Consider the following 16670-nt stretch of genomic DNA (forward strand, 5'->3'; position numbering starts at 1 on the left):
CAGCGGCGCGCCGGTTTCCACCTGGGTGCCGACCGAAACCGCGCATTCCTTCAACCGAGCCCGGAACGGTGCGCGCAGCACCGTTTCCATCTTCATGCTCTCCAGTACCAGGACCGGCGCTCCCGCCTCGACCTCGGCGCCGATCTCCAGCGGCGTGGCAACGACCAGCGCGGGGGCGGGTGAGCGGACGACGCCGCCCTCGTCACGGCTGATCCGATGCGTCACACCGTCGACATCGACCAGATGAATCGGCCCGTGCGTGCCGGTGATCACCCGATAGCGGGTGCCGTTGACCACGATCTGCCCGGTGTGGCGGTCGAAACGCTCGAGATCGACATCGGCGGCACGCATCTCGCCACCCGCCTCGATGCCGATGCGGAACCGATGCGCACCGATCCGTGCCACGCGCACCCGGTAGCCGACGCCGCGCAATTTGAGGTCGTGCGGTCGACCGCTCTCGTGCTGCACCTGGGGACGGCCACCTGCCGCCGTGGACAGCAGCCGGTGCCGCTCGACCCGCTCTTCCTCTTCATAGGCATCGATGGCGGCCACGGCCACCGCGATCGCGGAGTGGCGATGCGATACGAGGCGCCCCTCGGCGCGCACCCGGTCGATCCAGCCGGTGTCGGCGCTGGCGTCGATGACCTCGGGCTGGTTCAGCAGGTCGAGCACAAAGCTCTTGTTCGTCGCGCCGCCCTCGATGACGACCCTGGTCTGCGCCACTGCCCGACGCAGTCGACCCAGCGCTTGGTCGCGATCACGACCGTAGGCGATGATCTTGGCGATCATCGAGTCGAAATCGGCGGGAATCGTATCGCCCTCGCTGACGCCGGTGTCGACTCGAATGCCCGGCCCGGCGGGCAGATCCAATCGCGCGATGCGGCCGGGAGCGGGCGCGAAGTCGCGGTCCGGGTCCTCGGCATTGAGCCGCGCCTCGATCGCGTGCCCGCGCTCGGCCGGAGGTTCACCCTCGAGCTTGCCGCCCGATGCCACCAGCAGTTGCGCCCGAACCAGGTCGAAACCGGTGGTGTACTCGGTGATCGGGTGTTCGACCTGCAGGCGGGTGTTGACCTCGAGGAATGCGAAAAGCTCGTCGCCCGGGTGGTACAGGAACTCGACAGTCGCGGCGCCGCGATAATCGACCGCGATCGCCAACCTCTCGGCTGACGCCTTGAGTTCGGCCGCCTGCTCGGGACGCAGCACCGGTGACGCCGACTCCTCGATGACCTTCTGATTACGCCGCTGCACGGAGCAGTCACGGACACCGAGCGCCCACGCTGTGCCCTGGCCGTCCGCGATCACCTGCACCTCGACGTGCCGGGCGCCGGTGACCAGCCGTTCCAGGAAGACCACGCCACTACCGAACGCGCGCGCGGCTTCTTGCCGGGTGCGCTCGTAGGCATCGACGAGTTCGGTCTCGTTGGTGATCACCCGGATACCACGGCCGCCACCACCGGCGGTCGCCTTCAGCATCAGCGGGTAGCCGATCTCGGCGGCGGCCGCGAGCGCGGCGTCCACGGTTTCCACCGAACCACGGCTCCACGGCGCGACCGGCACGCCGACTTCCTCCGCGATCAGCTTCGCACCGATCTTGTCGCCGAGCTTGCGCATGGCCTCCGGGCTCGGGCCGATGAAGGTGACGCCGATCTGCTCACACAGCTCGGCGAACGCCGGATCCTCGGCGACGAAACCCCAACCGACCCATGCGGCGTCGGCCTTGGTGGTCACCAGAGCGAGCTCGAGCGCCTTGAGATCCAGATACGGGCGCGCGGACGCCGGACCGAGGTCATAGGCGATATCGGCCTCGCGCACGAATGTCGCGGTCCGATCGACATCGGTGTGCAATGCGACGGTTTCGATTGGTCGCCCGGTCTCCGCGGCCAGATCTCGGACGGCATGGATGAGCCGCATTGCGGCCTCTCCCCGGTTCACGATGGCGATGCGGCTGAACACTCGCCAACTCCTTCCACTCCACAGCACTGGCCCGGTCGGGCGACGGTTTGCGACTGCCGGTCCCGCGTAGTCTGCACCTCAACTGCGCGCAGGTACACAGCGTCAGGTGGTTACCCGCGCGTATCGTGGGAAATTCCTCATTTATGCCTATGACACTAGTGGTGGAATTCCTCGTCCGGCAGGCTTCCAGTACCGTACCCGTGATCGGGTCGTAGCCGGATTATCTGGCGATCGAAGCAATCAATCGAGAGCGAGCGTCGATTCGCGCCCGACCGTCGTCAGATGCGTTGAACTGCAGCCTTTCACTCGAGGTGGAACTGGCGGCAGCAACTTCGCCGCCGCCACGCCACTCAGACCAGGTAGCGGTCGACCGCCTTGGCGATTGCATCGAGGGCGCACAGTGTTTCGGGTTCCGGCAGGGTCGGCACGCTGAACACCAATCGCTGCACCTCGGCCTGGGCATAGCCGTCGATCAGCGCCGGATCGACCGGAACGAAAGCGACCGTGACGGGCAGCTCGTGTGCGTCGAGTCGAGCCAGTTGGGCCGGTATTTCGGCGGGGTCGGCCACCGCGGTGGGAAGCCAGCCGAGGCCGTGGCGGATGGCGCGTTCGGCCGCCGCTTCCGCACCACCGATGAAGATCGGCGGGTGCGGGGTTTGTACGGGTTTCGGCCAGGCGTACATCGGGTCGAAATCGATGAAGCGGCCGTGGTATTCGGCGAGGTCGTCGGTCCAGATCGACCGGATGGCCTCGAGCTGTTCGTCGAGCAGCGCGCCACGGGTGCGCGGATCGGTGCCGTGATCGGCCATCTCCTCGCGATTCCAACCCGCACCGACACCGAATACGAAGCGTCCGTGCGAGATTCGGTCGAGCGTGGCGACCTCCTTCGCGGTGTGGATGACATCGCGCTGGATCAGCAGGGTGACCCCGGTACCGAGGATCAACCGTTCGGTGACCGCCGCGACGGCGCCCAGGGTGACGAACGGATCCAGCGCGCGGTAGTACTCCCGAGGCAACTCGCCTCCGCCCGGAGCCGGGGACTTCCGGCTCGCGGGAATATGCGAGTGTTCGGGCAGGAACAACGATTCGAACCCGCGCTCCTCCAGCGCCACACCGAGTTTCGGACCGCTGATCCCCTCGTCGGTAACGAAGGTGGTAATTCCTATCTTCATGATCTGAATATTCGAACCCTCACATTTATGTGAAGGTCAAACCGCACCGGCGGTCCACGTAGACCATGCGGTCTGGCAACGCTTCGCCGCGGGCACGACCGCCGATCAGCCAGCGCTTCCCGGCCTACGTGGCGGCATCGCTGACGGAGCGACTGGCAACAGAGATGCCACCGAAGCGACTCGTACGCCGTTGGACGATCGGGGTGGCCCCGCCGGTTCCCCGATATCTGGCTGCTCGCCTTCTGGGTCGCGGCACGGGCCACGCACCGACCACGGAGACCAGCCGGTGAATGCGCCTACATCCTCGACTGGTTACGCGACAGCAATGGCGTATGCGCAGGTCGAAATGACCGAGAACACGGCCAGCCGGGGCAAAACAGCGAGAAAAATTGCCATCGACCTCGGAAGATAGCGCCGCCACAGATGACGCCGCGACCGTACAGGGAAACCCGACATGCCGCACACCCGACCTTGCTACCATTTAGCAATCACCGTGTAGTGGGCGCCCTGCGATCTGGAGAGGCGTATTCCAATGATTCCCAAATGGTATCGATGGGCCGGGGCGGTTGCCCTTCTCGTTGCGGCGACGACGGCATGTTCATCGGACAAAGATGGAAAGCCAGGGTCGCAGGGGACGACCAGCGCCGCGACTACCAGCAAGATGGCGGACACCGGAAAGTTCGTGCCCAAATACGAACGTGCGATGGCATCGGACTGGGCCAAGGACGGTAAGCAGGTCAGTCAAGACAACAAGGTCCTCGAAGAACTTTCCGACGCCTTGGGTTCGATCTACAAGCTACCCAAGGACATTCCGGTCATCGGCAAGGAATGTGGCGACTTCAACGCCTTCTGGGACCGGGACAGCCAGTCGATCATCCTCTGTTACGAGATGTTCTCGACCGCCAAGACATATGCGCAGATGCAGGCTACGGAACCAACGGAGTCCCTGGGAACTACCGACGTCTTCAACCTTTACTTCGACGGCGTAACTCGCATGGTCACCTTCCACGAGTCCGCACACATGGCGATCAACCTGTATTCGCTGCCCGCCACGGGACGCGAAGAGGACTCCGCGGACCAACTCGGCGCCCTGCTCGAGTTGACCACCCCCGGCCCCATCGGTATCGGCAGCGTGGCCGCGGCGGCCGACTTCTGGTTCGACATTTCCGCCGATCCGGCGAGTCTCAAGGCGAGCGCCTTCGCCAACGAGCACTCCCTCGACCAGGTACGCGCCTACAACCTGTTGTGCTGGGACTACGGCGCCGTACCCAATACCCTCGGTGTACTGGTGGCCAAACCGGGTGCCCCGGACAAAAAGGGCGAACTGCCATATCAGCGTGCTGACGGGTGTCCCGATGAGTACAACCGGATGAAGGCGGCATGGGAGACCCTTCTGAAGCCGTATATCAAGATCAACCTCGGCGTTCCGCCGACCGCGACCAGCACCCCAACCGCGAGTGCGACTCATTCTCCCACCACCACCCCTACGCGCTAGGTGAGTCGTCCGCGAACCAGACGAACCGCCTTCGCCGTACGGTTACGCGGCGGCAATGGTGTCGCCGGCAATCATCGGGTAGGGCGCCCTGCGATTCGGAGAGGCATATTGCCAATGATTTCCACATGGTGTCGATGGGCCGGGGCGGTGGCGATATTGGCCGCCGCGACCACCGCGTGTTCATCGGATAGGGAAGGAAAGCCCGCGTCACAGGGGACGACCAGCGCCGCGACTACGAGCACGGTGTCGGACACCGGAAAGTTCGTGCCCAAGTACGAGCGTGCGATGGCTTCGGACCTTGCCAAAGAAGGCAAACAGGCCATTCAAGACAACAAGGTCCTCGAAGAACTCACCGATGCCCTCGAGGCGATGTACAAGCTACCCAAGGACATTCCGGTCATCGCCAAGGAATGTGGCGATTTCAACGCCTACTGGGATCCGAAGAATCAGTCGCTGGTCCTCTGTTACGAGATGTTCGCGGTCGCCGACAGATATGCGAAGGCGCAGGCCACGGAACCGACGGAGAACCTGGGCACTACTGACATTTTCAACCTCTACTTCGACGGCATAACCCGCATGATCACCTTCCACGAGTCCGCGCATATGGCGATCAACCTGTATTCGCTCCCCTCGACGGGACGCGAAGAGGATTCCGCGGACCAGCTCGGCACCTTGGTCCTCTTGACCATCCCCGGTCCCCTGGGTGCCGCAGGCGTGGCCGCGGCGTCCGACTTCTGGTTCGCCCTCTCCGACGATCCGGAAAGTCTCGATGCGCGCAGCTTCGCCGACGAACACTCGCTCAGCCAGGTACGCGCCTACAACCTGGAATGCTGGGCCTACGGCTCCAACCCCGACGCACTGGGCGTGCTGGTGAACAAACCAGGTGAGCCCGAGGTAAAGGGGTTCCTGCCCTATCAGCGCGCCGCCGGGTGTCCCGACGAATACAAGAGAATGAAGTCGGCGTGGGAGACCCTGCTGAACCCCTACATCAAGACCAACCTCGGCGCCCCCGCCGCCACCAGCAGCAGCAACACCCCGAGCGGGACACCTTCCTCCACCACCCAAACGCATTCCACCACCCCTACGCGCTAGGCGGGGTCATCTTCCCGCTTCGCCAGGACAATGGACGCAGTTGACTTCGCAGGCGGTCACAGCGTTCACCTTCGGGGCGAATGGCTGCCGCCAAGGGTGTGGATTTGCTCCACCTCAGGTGTCTATTTCCTGCCGTCGTATGCCCGGACCATAGATCACGAGCCATTGGTACCGGGAAGTCCAGACGTGGATTGGCCCATCCACAATTCGACGACAGACACCCATGGAGGACAAGGAATTGACACAGGAATACCCATTCGACGCCGCGGCGCAGATCTCGGTCCCGAACGAAGTCCCCGCCGTCGGCGACGCCACGATTGATCCGCAGGACGTGGCAGCACAGATCGGTCAAATTCCTGGATTCGACGACATCATGAATCAGCTCGGCGGTGCCCCGGCTTGCGGTGGCGCCCCGACGGATCCGCAGGATATGACGGCCCAGCCGAGCCAGATTCCCGGATTCGACGACATCATGAATCAGCTGGGCGGGGTGCCCGGTCTCGAACTGCCGCCGGGGCCGATCGAAATTCCGGGCATCGAGCTGCCGGTCGACCAGCAACCGGTCGATCAACAACAGCCGCCCATCGACCAGCAACCACCCGTCGACCAGCAGCCCCCTGTCGAGCAGCCGCCAGTGCCGATAGAAATTCCCGGCATCGAACTACCCGTCGACCAGCAACCGGTCGATCAACAACAGCCGCCCGCCGACCAGCAACCACCCGTCGAGCAGCCGCCGGTGCCGATAGAAATTCCCGGCATCGAACTGCCGGTCGACCAGCAACCGGTCGACCAGCAACAGCCGCCCGCCGACCAGCAACCGCCGATGGATCAGCAACCGATCGATCAGCAACCCATGGATCAGCAACCCATGGATCAGCAACCGATCGATGATCTCTCCATGGACGGCCTGCCGTCCGATGACATCTACAACACGGGTTCCGACGGCCTCGGCATGGGCGATGCGACGGAAGACGGGTTTTCCGAGGGGCCCTTGGCCGATATGGGTGACACCATCGCCGATGCCATGGACATGTTCTGAGCATGCGAGCCGATCAACTGCCAGCGGGTGGATCGGCTCGGCGCACCGAACGGAGGACAGCTCCAGTGGATAAGCCAGCAGCCGAGAACCCGGACGGCCGCGACACTGCCGCCCCGCCCCTGTTCGATTGGTTGATTCGGCTCGCGCAGTCGGCGGATCGGGAAGACCTGCTCGGCACCCTCCAGGCGGTGCGGCGCCGATCCGCCGATGCCGCCATGCGCGTCGCTGTGGTCGGATTGCGCCAGCAGGGCAAGAGCCAACTGATCAATGCCCTGCTGAACGAGCAGGTCTGCGTTGTCGGTGACCGTCGAGCCACTTCGGTGGTCACCGTCGTCGGGCATGCCGACGAACCGGGCGCGAAACTCGTAGTCGAGATGCCGCACACCGAAACACCGGTCGCGGCTGCGCTGCCATTCGAGGAACTGCAGTCCGATCTGGCGAAGTCCCCCCGCGCGCGAGGCGGTCAAGTGGTGTGCGCGGAGATCGGCATCAGTACCGCGACGCTGCCGAAGGGGTTGACCCTCATCGATACCCCGGGCGTCGGCGGCATCGGCCAGCGGCATGTCCCGCGAGTACTGAACGAGGTGGCGCTGGCCGATGCTGTCGTCATCGTCACCGACGCCAGCCAGGAGTTCACCGAACCCGAATTTCGGTTCGTGCGGCAGGTGATCGGTTTGTGCCCCGCCGCCGTCATCGCATTGACGAAGATCGACATCTACCCCGAATGGCGGCGAATCGCGGACGCGGACCGGCGCCATCTCGCCGATGCCGGGGTGGGCTGCCGGATCATTCCGGTTTCCTCGACGCTGCGCGGCCATGCCGTGCGCCTGCGCGACAAGGAACTCAATGCCGAATCCGGCTACCCCGATCTGCTCGCGTTCCTGCGCACTGAAGGTCTCGCCGACATAGCGACCAAACGGCGCGTCCGCATCGCGCGGGATCTCGAATCTGTCGCACACCATCTGACCGTGCCGTTCGAGGCGGAATTGAATGCCTTGCGGGACCCCAACTTCCAGGAACGAATGGCCGCCGAGTTGAAGGCTCGCAAGGAGATGTCGGACGCACAGGCGAAATCGGCGCGGTCGTGGCAGCAAGTTTTGAACGACGGTGTCGCGGACCTCAATTCGGAGATCGATCACGACCTTCGGGAACGGCTGCGCGGCATCAACAAGCACATCGAGTCCGAGCTCGCTGACGGCGATCCGGACAAGAAATGGCCGCTACTGACCGAGTGGGTGCAGGAGCAGGTGAGCACGGCGGTCGGCGACAATTTCGTCTGGGCGTACCAGTCCGCTCAGGCACTGGCCGAACGGGTGGCGGCATCGTTCGCGGTGGACGGCGACGACATCGATCTTCCCGCGCTCGAAGCCATTTGCGAGGGCGATCTCATCGACCCCCGGCTACAGATCGGCGAACTGCGCGATTTGAAGGTTTCGCTGGCCGACCGGGGCCTGACCGCGGTTCGCAGCGGCTATAGCGGCGCGATGATGATCGGCATGGGCGCGACCATGCTCGGCGCGGCCATGATGAATCCGATCACGATCGGAGCGGGAGTCGTGATCGGCGTGAAGGCTTATCAGCAGGACCGTGCCGGACGAATGGCGCGCCGCCGCAACCTCGCTCAGCTGACGCTGCGAAAGTACGTCGACGACGTGTCCTTCCAGGTGCACAAGCTCTCCCGTGACCGCCTCCGGAGTATGCAGCGGGAGCTGCGCGATCACTTCAAGGAGTCGGCCGAGCAGGCCTTGGCGTCGGCGCAGAGTTCGCTGAAAGCAGCACAGGACGCGGCGGGCATGGAGGTCGCCGCGCGGGAGAAGCGCGCCGCGGAGGTCGAGCAGAACTTGGCGGCACTCGCCAGGATTCGCGAAGGCGCCGCCCGACTGCGAACCGCGCAGTCGCAGGGCAGGTAAACCGACTCCACCTTGGGTGAACGAACCTCACCCCCTTCGGGGGTCCGGCTCACCTCTTGGGGATATGGCCGACGATCCGTCCGTGCAGGAGATTTATAAGCGCAAATCCCGAGCGACCATCAACCGAGAGGTATGCATGTCCGGCAGTCTTGGCATCAAGATCGGCACGGCCGATTTCGTCACCGCAGCTGACGCGGCGACCGGAGGTTTCGGGCGCAGCGGCCCCAGTGTCCAGACGACCCAGCACCAGGCGACGTTGATCATGACCCAAGGCATGGCGCCGACGCTGTCTCCGCTCGGCAGCGGCGCGCGTCCGGTGCACCCCGGACTGGTGGTCACCGGGTTCGTGGACCGCGTCGGCGACCCGATCGATCTCGTCGCCGCCGACGGATCCGCCCATCGGCCGGAGAAACTCGTCGCGAGCGCGGTCCAGTACCTGACGCGGTATTCCGCCGGTGCCTTCGCCGGGCCGCCAACCATCGCGGCGACCTACCCCAGCTACTGGAAGCCGCAGGGCGTGCAGGCGCTTCGGGCGGCGCTCGACCGGATGGACATGACCGGCGTCGCACTCGTGGACGAGGTCGGCTCGATCCTCGCGCGAGTCGAGTCGACCCGTGGCCTGCCAGCCGACGGCGCCGTGGTGGTGTACGACCTCGGCGGCAACGGCCTCAGCGTCTCGGTGGCCCAGGGTACCGAACAGATCGGCAGGACCGTCCGGAGCGCGGAATTCGGTGGAAAGCACATCGATGACGCCATTGTGCGGCACGTTCTCCGCGGCCTCGATGGCGAACTCGGTGACCTCGATCTGGCGGCCCCCGCTCTGCTGGCGCCGCTGAACGAGTTGCGGCTGCGCTGCAAGCAGGCCAAGGAGACACTGTCCACCGAAACGGCCGCGGTGGTCGAGGTGGAGCTGGGACCGGTGCGTCACGATGTGCGCCTTGTCCGCTCCGAACTCGAGGACCTGATCAGAAAGCAGGTTGTCGCCTCGGCCGAGTACGTACGAGAAGCCTTGCGCACCAACGAAATCGAAGTTCATGAGGTGCGAGCAGTGGTGCTGGCCGGTGGCGCGTCGGCGACCCCGCTCGTCACCGAGGTGTTGTCCGCGCAATTCCACGTACCGGTGATCGCGGAATCCGAACCGGGCCTCACATCGGCGAACGGTGCTGCTCTGCTCGCGCGTTCTTCGGCAAGTGCCGCCCCGTCGGCACCTGTATCGCCACCATCAATGCCGACTCCGACACCCGCTGTCCCACCGGTAACGCCCGAACCGCCTCGGTATGCCGACCCGGCCGCTACCGAGCAGCCGGTGGATCTCGCACCCGCGAATTCGGTAGCCCCGCAATCACTTCGAGGCGGCACAAAGGTCGGCAGTCGGCGTCGTAAGCAAGCGCTTCTCGCCGCCGCGGCAATTGCGACACTCGCAGCGGCCGTTGTCGGAATCGTCGCGCACAGCGCGCCGAAGACCGAGCCGCAGCCCACGGTAACCGAGCAAGTTACCAATCCGGCTCCGTCTGCCGAGACCACTACCCCACTCCCCTACCCCACCAGGCATGTTTCCTGAACGGTTCTATCGGATACCCCGCCGCAACTCACTCAGCACACCTTCGGCGCTGCGTGCCGCCACGATGCAGGCATTGGCCGTGAACTGATCCGCGAGCGGGTGTTCGGCACGGGATCGCCATCGCCGGATCTCCGCCAATGCGACGTCCTGGCCGACGCCCGCGACCGCGAATGGTTCGATTCCCAGGCGTTCGGCCGGTCCGGTTCCGCGACCGCCGATCACCCGTTGCAGATCGGCCAGTTCGTGTTCGGATAACGCTGTCTCGGAGGAGCGGAGCCGACTGAGCAGGCGGAGCTCTTCGAAACCGTGCACATTCGCGAGCAGTGTCTCCACCTCCCCGCGCAGCGGTGCGGCCCGCGAGCCCCGGTTGGCATCGAATATTTGCCGCAGCATCAGCAGCGCGGTATGCGCCTTCAATTCGTCGGCGCGCTGACCGAACTGAATGTCGATGACGCGCTCGAGTTCGCCGATGCCACTGCGGGCGATCAGTTCGTCGACCAGAGCCGCCGAAGCGCTGGTACCGGCCCGTAATCGAGTCAGTGCCATGTTGATTCCGAACAGACCGAGACGGCTGACGAGATGCTGTCGTGTCGCGCCATCAATCGGCAGATAATCGGCGCGCTGGAATCGATCGGCCGAGAGCATGGCCAATTCCAGATCGGCCGGTGCCACGGCGGCAAGCTGGCGAAGAGCCACGAACTCGCTCTGTCGAAGAGTTTTCGCGGTGAAGGCGAGCAAACCCGCGACCGGTACGGCCGCCTGGCACAGACCGGTCATTTCCAACTCGCGAGTGAATTCTTTGGCTGCCGCGCGGGCAGAGTGCATCGCGTCCGGATGGCCCGCACCGAGTTCGTCCGCCCGCGACAGGACGCCGATGATTCCGAGCGGACCGGCATTACCGCCGACGTGCTCGCCGATCTGACGAATCAGCGCGAGGTCGGAATCATCGAGGGAACGAAACAGATACACCACCGCGTCGGCTCCGGCGGAGCCGGTGTCCGGAGTCAACAACCGCAGTGTGCGCGCGGATACGTCCCTCGACAATGAGGTGGTTCCGGGGGTGTCGATGATCGTGGTGCGCGCCAGGCGGGGCACCGGCCAGTCGACATCGATTCGATCCACCTGCGCCGCCATGAGCTTGCCGAGGTCAAAGGTCAGACCACCCTCGGCGCGCTGTATCGGCACATACTCCGACCGGCGGTTCGCGAGCCGGGCGATGACCGTCGGGGTGGCGCCGTGCCGGTACCAGGTCACGACCCGGGTGCACTCGGTGGCGTCGGTCGGGGCGATATCTTGGCCGACGAGTGCGTTCAGCAGTGTCGACTTCCCGGCCTTGACGGCACCGGCCAATGCGATGCGCAGCGGTTCGTGCAGCCGTCGCGCCCCCTCCTCGAGCGGATCGGTAGCGGCACGGTTGCCGAAGTAGACGCGACGGGCTTGCTCGATGATTCTGTCGACCCTCGCGATCGGCGCCGCGGTGTTCATATCGAACATCATCGCGCCATCGCATCCGCGGCGCGGCAGATTCTTTCGCTGCGATGACCATCGCCGATAGCCCCGACACAACCCAAGGTCTGAGGGTTTCCAACCCAGGGGAGGATGATCTTCCGCGCAATCTACGAGGAGAGTTGGTGGTGTTCATGTGCGGGAAGCCTTCGACGGACGAGGGCGTCCCTGAAGCACCCAGTTGAAGGAACCATCATGAAGAGCACCAAAATTCGCGCAGCCGTCGCAACGGCAGCGCTCGCACCGATGATTGCCCTCGGCTCAGGCATTGCTACCGCCGATCCCGCCCCGGCCAATCCGCCTGCGCCTGTCCAAGTGGCGCCCGCTTCGGAACAACTCCCCCAGGCGGCGGACCCCGCCCTCCTGTGGTGGAACCCGTTCCTGTGGTGGGTCTGCTTCATTCCGCCGATCTTCCCGTTCGGCACGGGCATCTGCCTCGTATAACCGGATAGTTGCAGCTCGAGCGATCGGATTGGACATGTTCAGGAAACTCGCGAGGGCTGCGGCTGTGTTCGCAGCATGCGCAGCGCTGGCCGGGGTGCAAGCAGGCACTGCGCATGCCACCGGCCCGGCGGTATTGGGCGGCGGTTCCGGCATTATCGTCAACGACCTCGGCGTCTGCACGCTCACCACGATCGGGCACGATGCCGCGGGGCGGCTTGTCGGGATCACCGCAGGTCACTGCAATGATGCGGGTACCACGGTCGTCGCCGACGCCAACCGTGACGCCGGGGTTGTCGGCAACTTCGCCTACTCGAACCCCGATATGGACTACGCCGTCATTGTCTTCGATCCGGACAAGGTCGTACCCGTGAATCGCATTGGGAACACGACGATTACCGGATTGGGAGGTCCGGCGCAGTTCCCGGACATCGCGTGCAAGGAAGGCTATACCACGGGCCAGACCTGCGGACTGGCCTACGGAGATGTGTACCGGACCAACACGTGGACCTGGACACAGATATGTGTCCTGCCCGGTGACTCCGGCGCGCCGGTCGTGGTCGGAACAACGCTCGTCGGCATGGTGAACGGATACCTGAGGGTTCCGTGCCTGGGCCCTGAACTCGGAGCGAATATCGCCGCAATCATGGAGGATGTGAACGCGCGCGGTGACATCGGAGCGGGTTTCCATCCGATCTAGTTATTCACCCTGCGGACCGAGCGAGTTCCCGCGCGGCCGCATGGTGATGGGCGGCCGACAACATCCGAAGTCCTACCGTCCGTGGTGATTGACGATCACGCCGCTTTCGAGCGCGCGTTCGACCAGAAACATGCGTTTTTTGTTCTGCGGGAAGGATTCGACGTCGAATATTTTGAACAGCGCCCGCATGTGAGTCTTGACCGTGGCAACGCTGAGGCATAGCTCATGGGCAATCTGCCAGTTCGATGCGGGATAGGTGAACCCGGTCCGAGCGTCGTACGGGCGGCACAGCGCCTCGAGAATTAAATATTGAGCGTCGGTCAGCGCACTCCGGGTCGGCAGGCTGCTGTGGGCGATCGTTATTTCATCTTCGGATGGGTGGTCGTCGGTGAAGATGAATACCGATTTCCCGAAGCGGATCGTATCGCCGGACTCGAGTTTGCGACACCCGTCGACGCGCTCGCCGTTGACGAAGGTCCCATTTGTCGACAGCCCGTTATCGATGACGACCCAGTAGTCGCTCACCCGCTCGATAATCGCGTGTAGGCGCGAGACCGTCGCGTCGGCGGCCACGGTTATATCGGCTGCCTCCGACCGGCCGATTGTCATACTGTGCGCGTCGCGATCGAGTGGAATCTCATGCCAGTTCCCATGGCCTATCCGGTGCGACAGCGTGCCACCACCGGCTGAGTGTTCCCGCGCACGCTCGCCTGCGTCTAGGTACGGTCCGAGACGCAGTGCCTGTTGTCCGTATGACGTGGACATGATGCGTCGTTCCCAATCCGAGGTACGTCGTGAACTGCGGGCACCGATTTCCCCTCAGAATGCGCCTTTTCGCCGGTAATTTGTGCGAATTCAACTAACTTGATGCACGGGGTAGGGGGGTGGTCGTTCCATCGGTCCGATTTCTGGCGCTATTCCGCACCGGGGTGCGGTTAGCGGATATCGGTTTGATCGTTCGGTCGCGACTATGCCCCCAGGACACCTGGCAGCTCGCTCCGTTCATTGCGAATCCGGGGCGGGCAGCGGCCAGCGATCCACCGTGTGCAGCGTCGAACCGGCTTGGCGCCCATAGTATTCGGCGTGCAGGGCCGTGGGGTGCAGACGGCGGGCGGCGGCCAGCCGGCCGCCCGCCTGGCGCAGCACCTCGGCCCTGGTGAGCGGAGGGTCGTTACCCAGCAGCAAACCACCGTGTTCGGGGGCAAGGACCACCGCCGATCCGAGGTGCTGGAGGCGGCCGGTGCCGAGATCGTCTTCGAGCTCGCGGTAGGCGGTGAGGGCGCCTTGCCAGTGCCGAAGGGCCCGGCGGGGTTCACCGCGGGTCCACCAGAGGACGCCGAGTGTTTCGCGCGTCTGGGCACGAGCGGCGAGGTCGCGGCCGTCCCTGGTCAGCGATTCGGCCGATTCCAGGCGGTCCTGGGCGGCGTCCAGCCGCGCCGACAGCACCGCGAGCAGAGCGGCCGTCTCGAATTCCTGGACCGGCAGGTCGCGTCGAGGATTATTGCATCACCCTGTTAGTCGGGAAGGAGCTTTCCCAAGGGGCCCAAGTCGATGTTGAGGTCTTCCGGGCTGAGGCCGAAATGGTCGCGCAACTCGTCCATGCGTTGTTCGAGCAGCATCAGGGTGGTGCCGATGCGTTCGATCTGGGTGTCGGTCAGATCGCCCGCGTCCACTCGTCGCAGGGCCTGCCGTTCCATCAACTGCCGCAGCAACTCCACCAGCGTGAGCACGAGTGTGACCAGACCGCGCTCGACGGATTCGGGGTCGGTATCGATACGCGGTGCAATGCCACCGATTTCATCCATCTCGGGGCGGTTCCAGTTCAGGGTGTGCCGCGGATTCGACCGCGGAGACGGATAGCGTACTGACCGATGAGATGAGGGCGCGCAGCGAGATCGCGACCAGATCGACGTCCGCGATGGCCAGCCTGATATCGCCGGTGATGATTACCCCGCCGGCCAGCACTCGGTCCAACAGATCGACGAGTGCGACCCGGCGCTCGCCGTCGACGCTCTGGTCGGCCGGTCTCATATCGGCTCCTGGTCCACGCCCGCGAACGAGTACGGCGGCCACGGCCCGGTGATTTCGAGTCGGATGCCGGGCAATTCCGCGCCGAGTTCACGCACGGTCGCGGTGAAGTCGTCGGCGCGGTCGTCATCGACCAGATAGGTGCCGTTGAGCACCATCCAGTCGCGGCGTCCGCTCAGCGCCGGATCCGTCGCCGCTTGGCGACGTCCCGCGACGGAGTGTCGAACCAAGCGCGCGTGGATCTGCTCGGCCCGCTGCGCCGCGTCGCGTTCCACCGTCGCCTGTGCGGACAGTTCCGCCCGGCGACGGGCCAGATAGGCTGTGCCCCTGCCCTTTTCGCTCCCCGTGCGGGTGGACCCGGCCGCGGCCACAGCAGCGGTGAGTGCGGCGCGGTCGGTGTATGCCTTCACGCCCCACTCGGTGCGGCCGGTCACCAGGGTCAGCGCCGCGATGAAGTCCGCACGCCTCGTCTCGAGCAGCTCACACACCCGCTCGTCATCGAGAAAGACCGTGGCCAGGCGAAGCGGCACGGTCGGTCCGCGGCGAACCAGGGCCGATACGACGGCGTCGTGCGCCCGGGCCGTCGCTGCCAGCCAGTCCAGATCCTCCAGGTTCCGGCGTAGTGGCTGCTCGCCGAATACCGCGAGCGGCACCGATCCGACGAACGCCGCCAGCGGATCCGAGACCACCATGCGTACCGCCTCGCCCGCCACGCCGGTCATCGAGCCGGAGTCCGCCGCGGCGTCCGCGGCGCGCGTCACCGCGTACAGCCAGACGCCGAACTCATCAGTCACGCCGCCTCGATTCCCTGGGTTCGCGGCGCCGTTCGATAGATTGCGGGACCTCGCGTCCGGCCTCTAGTTCGGCGATCCGGTCGCGTAGTTCCCGGTTCTCCAGTTCGAGGTCGTGATCCTGTCGCTCTAGTGTGTGGGCCTTGCTGTTGAGCCAGGGGTCGGTCTCCCACCAGTCGATGCCAACTGCCTTGGCCGTCTCCAAGGACGCGATGACCAGTCGCAGCTTGATCGTGAGCAGTTCGATATCGAGCAGGTTCACCTGGATATCGCCCGCGATCACCACGCCCTTGTCCAGCACCCGTTCGAGGATGTCGGCGAGATTCGTCGACTGATGTCCGCCTCCATACGGCTGCGGTGCGGACGACTCGCCTCCGACCACCGTCATGGTCGATCTCTTTTGCCGATGTCGGTGCTCCCGCGGGTGTAGCGTCTGGTTCTCCGGTAGGCCAGTAGGTTTCCGTCCAAATCGAGCTCGAGCTCATAGAGCGCCAACATGTCCCCCGATGACGGGATACGGCGGTCCTCGAGCACCTCCATCTCGACCAGCCAGCCGTCATCGATCGGCTCCATGGAGGTGACCCCCTCCACGTGCTTGGAGGTCAATTCCGTGAGGATCTCGATAGCCGCGGCCGAGGCCTGCGCCGCGGTGATGGGAGGCGGCTCGTCCGACACCGAGTCCACATTTTCGGGGTTTTCGGGAGTGGTCATGCGTGCCACGCGAGTCACTCCTTCCGGTTGGGCGCTGTGGTGCCGCCTGCGGGCCGGAGTCGATCGAGAACGGCCTGCTGCGCTTGTTTGCGCTCTTCTTCGGACAGGCGACCGGCCGCCGCGGCCGCATCGATCTCCTCGAGTTCGCGCCGCACTGTCGCCGGATCTTGTAGCTGCCGCTCTACCTGGTCCTGGATCAGTTCGCCCAGCCAGATCACGCCGCGCACCGGAGCGAGGGGCAACGACAAGATCGCTGAGACCAGACCCATGG

General features: G+C 64.9%; 18 protein-coding genes. 7 read left to right on the forward strand and 11 right to left on the reverse strand.

From position 1 onward, the window contains the following. Nucleotides 1-1953: ATP-binding protein (locus tag NA5_RS05155; RefSeq protein WP_157110236.1), on the reverse strand; the 1953-nt coding region annotated here is incomplete at its 3' end. 350 nt (nucleotides 1954-2303) lie between these two features. Next, the gene (locus NA5_RS05160) at nucleotides 2304-3125 is read right to left on the reverse strand and encodes an LLM class F420-dependent oxidoreductase (RefSeq protein ID WP_062982461.1); all 822 of its coding nucleotides are present in this window, start codon (nucleotides 3123-3125) and stop codon (nucleotides 2304-2306) included. Between the two features lie 661 nt (nucleotides 3126-3786). Between NA5_RS05160 and NA5_RS05165 the strand changes: the two genes are divergently transcribed. The 5 genes from NA5_RS05165 (at nucleotide 3787) to NA5_RS05185 (ending at nucleotide 10222) form a co-directional block, all read left to right on the forward strand. Continuing rightward, entirely contained in the window at nucleotides 3787-4620 is an 834-nt protein-coding gene (locus NA5_RS05165) for a DUF4344 domain-containing metallopeptidase (RefSeq protein ID WP_062982462.1), read from the forward strand. A 285-nt stretch (nucleotides 4621-4905) separates the two neighbouring features. Then, a complete protein-coding gene (locus NA5_RS05170) occupies nucleotides 4906-5712 on the forward strand; it encodes a DUF4344 domain-containing metallopeptidase (protein ID WP_169811264.1) in 807 nt (268 codons plus the stop codon). 223 nt (nucleotides 5713-5935) lie between these two features. Further along, nucleotides 5936-6751 (forward strand): hypothetical protein, encoded by an 816-nt coding sequence (locus NA5_RS05175; protein ID WP_062982466.1) that lies wholly within the window; start codon nucleotides 5936-5938, stop codon nucleotides 6749-6751. 65 nt (nucleotides 6752-6816) lie between these two features. Next, entirely contained in the window at nucleotides 6817-8661 is a 1845-nt protein-coding gene (locus tag NA5_RS05180) for a dynamin family protein (protein WP_062982468.1), read from the forward strand. Between the two features lie 136 nt (nucleotides 8662-8797). Beyond that, a complete protein-coding gene (locus tag NA5_RS05185; RefSeq protein ID WP_169811265.1) occupies nucleotides 8798-10222 on the forward strand; it encodes an Hsp70 family protein in 1425 nt (474 codons plus the stop codon). A gap of 6 nt (nucleotides 10223-10228) precedes the next feature. On the opposite strand, the gene NA5_RS05190 is transcribed toward NA5_RS05185, so the two are convergent. Then, the gene (locus NA5_RS05190) at nucleotides 10229-11707 is read right to left on the reverse strand and encodes a dynamin family protein (protein WP_062982472.1); all 1479 of its coding nucleotides are present in this window, start codon (nucleotides 11705-11707) and stop codon (nucleotides 10229-10231) included. A 216-nt stretch (nucleotides 11708-11923) separates the two neighbouring features. Between NA5_RS05190 and NA5_RS05195 the strand changes: the two genes are divergently transcribed. Together NA5_RS05195 and NA5_RS05200 are read left to right on the forward strand one after the other, a co-directional pair. Next, nucleotides 11924-12172, forward strand: coding sequence for a hypothetical protein (locus NA5_RS05195; RefSeq protein ID WP_157110238.1), 249 nt, complete (start codon nucleotides 11924-11926; stop codon nucleotides 12170-12172). A 34-nt stretch (nucleotides 12173-12206) separates the two neighbouring features. Then, nucleotides 12207-12869 carry a S1 family peptidase gene (locus NA5_RS05200; protein ID WP_062982475.1) on the forward strand — a complete coding sequence of 221 codons (663 nt, stop codon included), beginning with the start codon at nucleotides 12207-12209 and terminating at the stop codon, nucleotides 12867-12869. Nucleotides 12870-12941: 72 nt separating this feature from the next. Here NA5_RS05200 and NA5_RS05205 read toward each other — a convergent pair whose 3' ends face one another. The 8 genes from NA5_RS05205 to NA5_RS05240 all read right to left on the reverse strand — a co-directional run bounded on the left by NA5_RS05205 (nucleotide 12942) and on the right by NA5_RS05240 (nucleotide 16668). Continuing rightward, nucleotides 12942-13541, reverse strand: coding sequence for an FHA domain-containing protein (locus NA5_RS05205; protein ID WP_062982570.1), 600 nt, complete (start codon nucleotides 13539-13541; stop codon nucleotides 12942-12944). A gap of 330 nt (nucleotides 13542-13871) precedes the next feature. Then, nucleotides 13872-14315: a hypothetical protein gene (locus NA5_RS05210; RefSeq protein WP_062982477.1), complete on the reverse strand. Its 444-nt coding sequence runs from the start codon at nucleotides 14313-14315 to the stop codon at nucleotides 13872-13874. Nucleotides 14316-14383: 68 nt separating this feature from the next. Next, nucleotides 14384-14674, reverse strand: a complete 291-nt coding sequence (locus NA5_RS05215) for a gas vesicle protein K (protein WP_062982479.1) — start codon at nucleotides 14672-14674, stop codon at nucleotides 14384-14386. Next, entirely contained in the window at nucleotides 14667-14900 is a 234-nt protein-coding gene (locus NA5_RS05220) for a gas vesicle protein (RefSeq protein WP_062982481.1), read from the reverse strand. Before NA5_RS05220 ends, NA5_RS05215 begins: the two co-directional genes overlap by 8 nt. Next, nucleotides 14897-15691, reverse strand: coding sequence for a GvpL/GvpF family gas vesicle protein (locus NA5_RS05225; RefSeq protein WP_062982483.1), 795 nt, complete (start codon nucleotides 15689-15691; stop codon nucleotides 14897-14899). The genes NA5_RS05220 and NA5_RS05225 overlap by 4 nt, the downstream gene beginning before the upstream one ends. Continuing rightward, the gene (gvpJ, locus tag NA5_RS05230; RefSeq protein WP_062982485.1) at nucleotides 15684-16076 is read right to left on the reverse strand and encodes a gas vesicle protein GvpJ; all 393 of its coding nucleotides are present in this window, start codon (nucleotides 16074-16076) and stop codon (nucleotides 15684-15686) included. The genes NA5_RS05225 and gvpJ overlap by 8 nt, the downstream gene beginning before the upstream one ends. After that, complete coding sequence (gene gvpO, locus NA5_RS05235) at nucleotides 16073-16399, reverse strand: gas vesicle protein GvpO (RefSeq protein ID WP_062982487.1); 327 nt, start codon at nucleotides 16397-16399, stop codon at nucleotides 16073-16075. Before gvpO ends, gvpJ begins: the two co-directional genes overlap by 4 nt. 14 nt (nucleotides 16400-16413) lie before the next feature. Continuing rightward, entirely contained in the window at nucleotides 16414-16668 is a 255-nt protein-coding gene (locus NA5_RS05240) for a gas vesicle protein GvpG (RefSeq protein ID WP_062982489.1), read from the reverse strand. Nucleotides 16669-16670 lie beyond the last annotated feature (2 nt).

The sequence above is a fragment of the Nocardia anaemiae NBRC 100462 genome (genome assembly GCF_001612725.1).
Classification (GTDB): domain Bacteria; phylum Actinomycetota; class Actinomycetes; order Mycobacteriales; family Mycobacteriaceae; genus Nocardia; species Nocardia anaemiae.

What these genes read in the sequence shown, in the direction of transcription:
- NA5_RS05160 (WP_062982461.1), bottom strand. Translation starts at nt 3,125, where the DNA reads ATGAAGATAGGAATTACCACCTTCGTTACCGACGAGGGGATCAGCGGT.
- NA5_RS05165 (WP_062982462.1), top strand. Translation starts at nt 3,787, where the DNA reads ATGGCGGACACCGGAAAGTTCGTGCCCAAATACGAACGTGCGATGGCA.
- NA5_RS05170 (WP_169811264.1), top strand. Translation starts at nt 4,906, where the DNA reads ATGGCTTCGGACCTTGCCAAAGAAGGCAAACAGGCCATTCAAGACAAC.
- NA5_RS05175 (WP_062982466.1), top strand. Translation starts at nt 5,936, where the DNA reads ATGGAGGACAAGGAATTGACACAGGAATACCCATTCGACGCCGCGGCG.
- NA5_RS05185 (WP_169811265.1), top strand. Translation starts at nt 8,798, where the DNA reads ATGTCCGGCAGTCTTGGCATCAAGATCGGCACGGCCGATTTCGTCACC.
- NA5_RS05190 (WP_062982472.1), bottom strand. Translation starts at nt 11,707, where the DNA reads ATGAACACCGCGGCGCCGATCGCGAGGGTCGACAGAATCATCGAGCAA.
- NA5_RS05195 (WP_157110238.1), top strand. Translation starts at nt 11,924, where the DNA reads ATGAAGAGCACCAAAATTCGCGCAGCCGTCGCAACGGCAGCGCTCGCA.
- NA5_RS05200 (WP_062982475.1), top strand. Translation starts at nt 12,207, where the DNA reads ATGTTCAGGAAACTCGCGAGGGCTGCGGCTGTGTTCGCAGCATGCGCA.
- NA5_RS05215 (WP_062982479.1), bottom strand. Translation starts at nt 14,674, where the DNA reads ATGGATGAAATCGGTGGCATTGCACCGCGTATCGATACCGACCCCGAA.
- NA5_RS05220 (WP_062982481.1), bottom strand. Translation starts at nt 14,900, where the DNA reads ATGAGACCGGCCGACCAGAGCGTCGACGGCGAGCGCCGGGTCGCACTC.
- gvpJ (WP_062982485.1), bottom strand. Translation starts at nt 16,076, where the DNA reads ATGACGGTGGTCGGAGGCGAGTCGTCCGCACCGCAGCCGTATGGAGGC.
- gvpO (WP_062982487.1), bottom strand. Translation starts at nt 16,399, where the DNA reads ATGACCACTCCCGAAAACCCCGAAAATGTGGACTCGGTGTCGGACGAG.
- NA5_RS05240 (WP_062982489.1), bottom strand. Translation starts at nt 16,668, where the DNA reads ATGGGTCTGGTCTCAGCGATCTTGTCGTTGCCCCTCGCTCCGGTGCGC.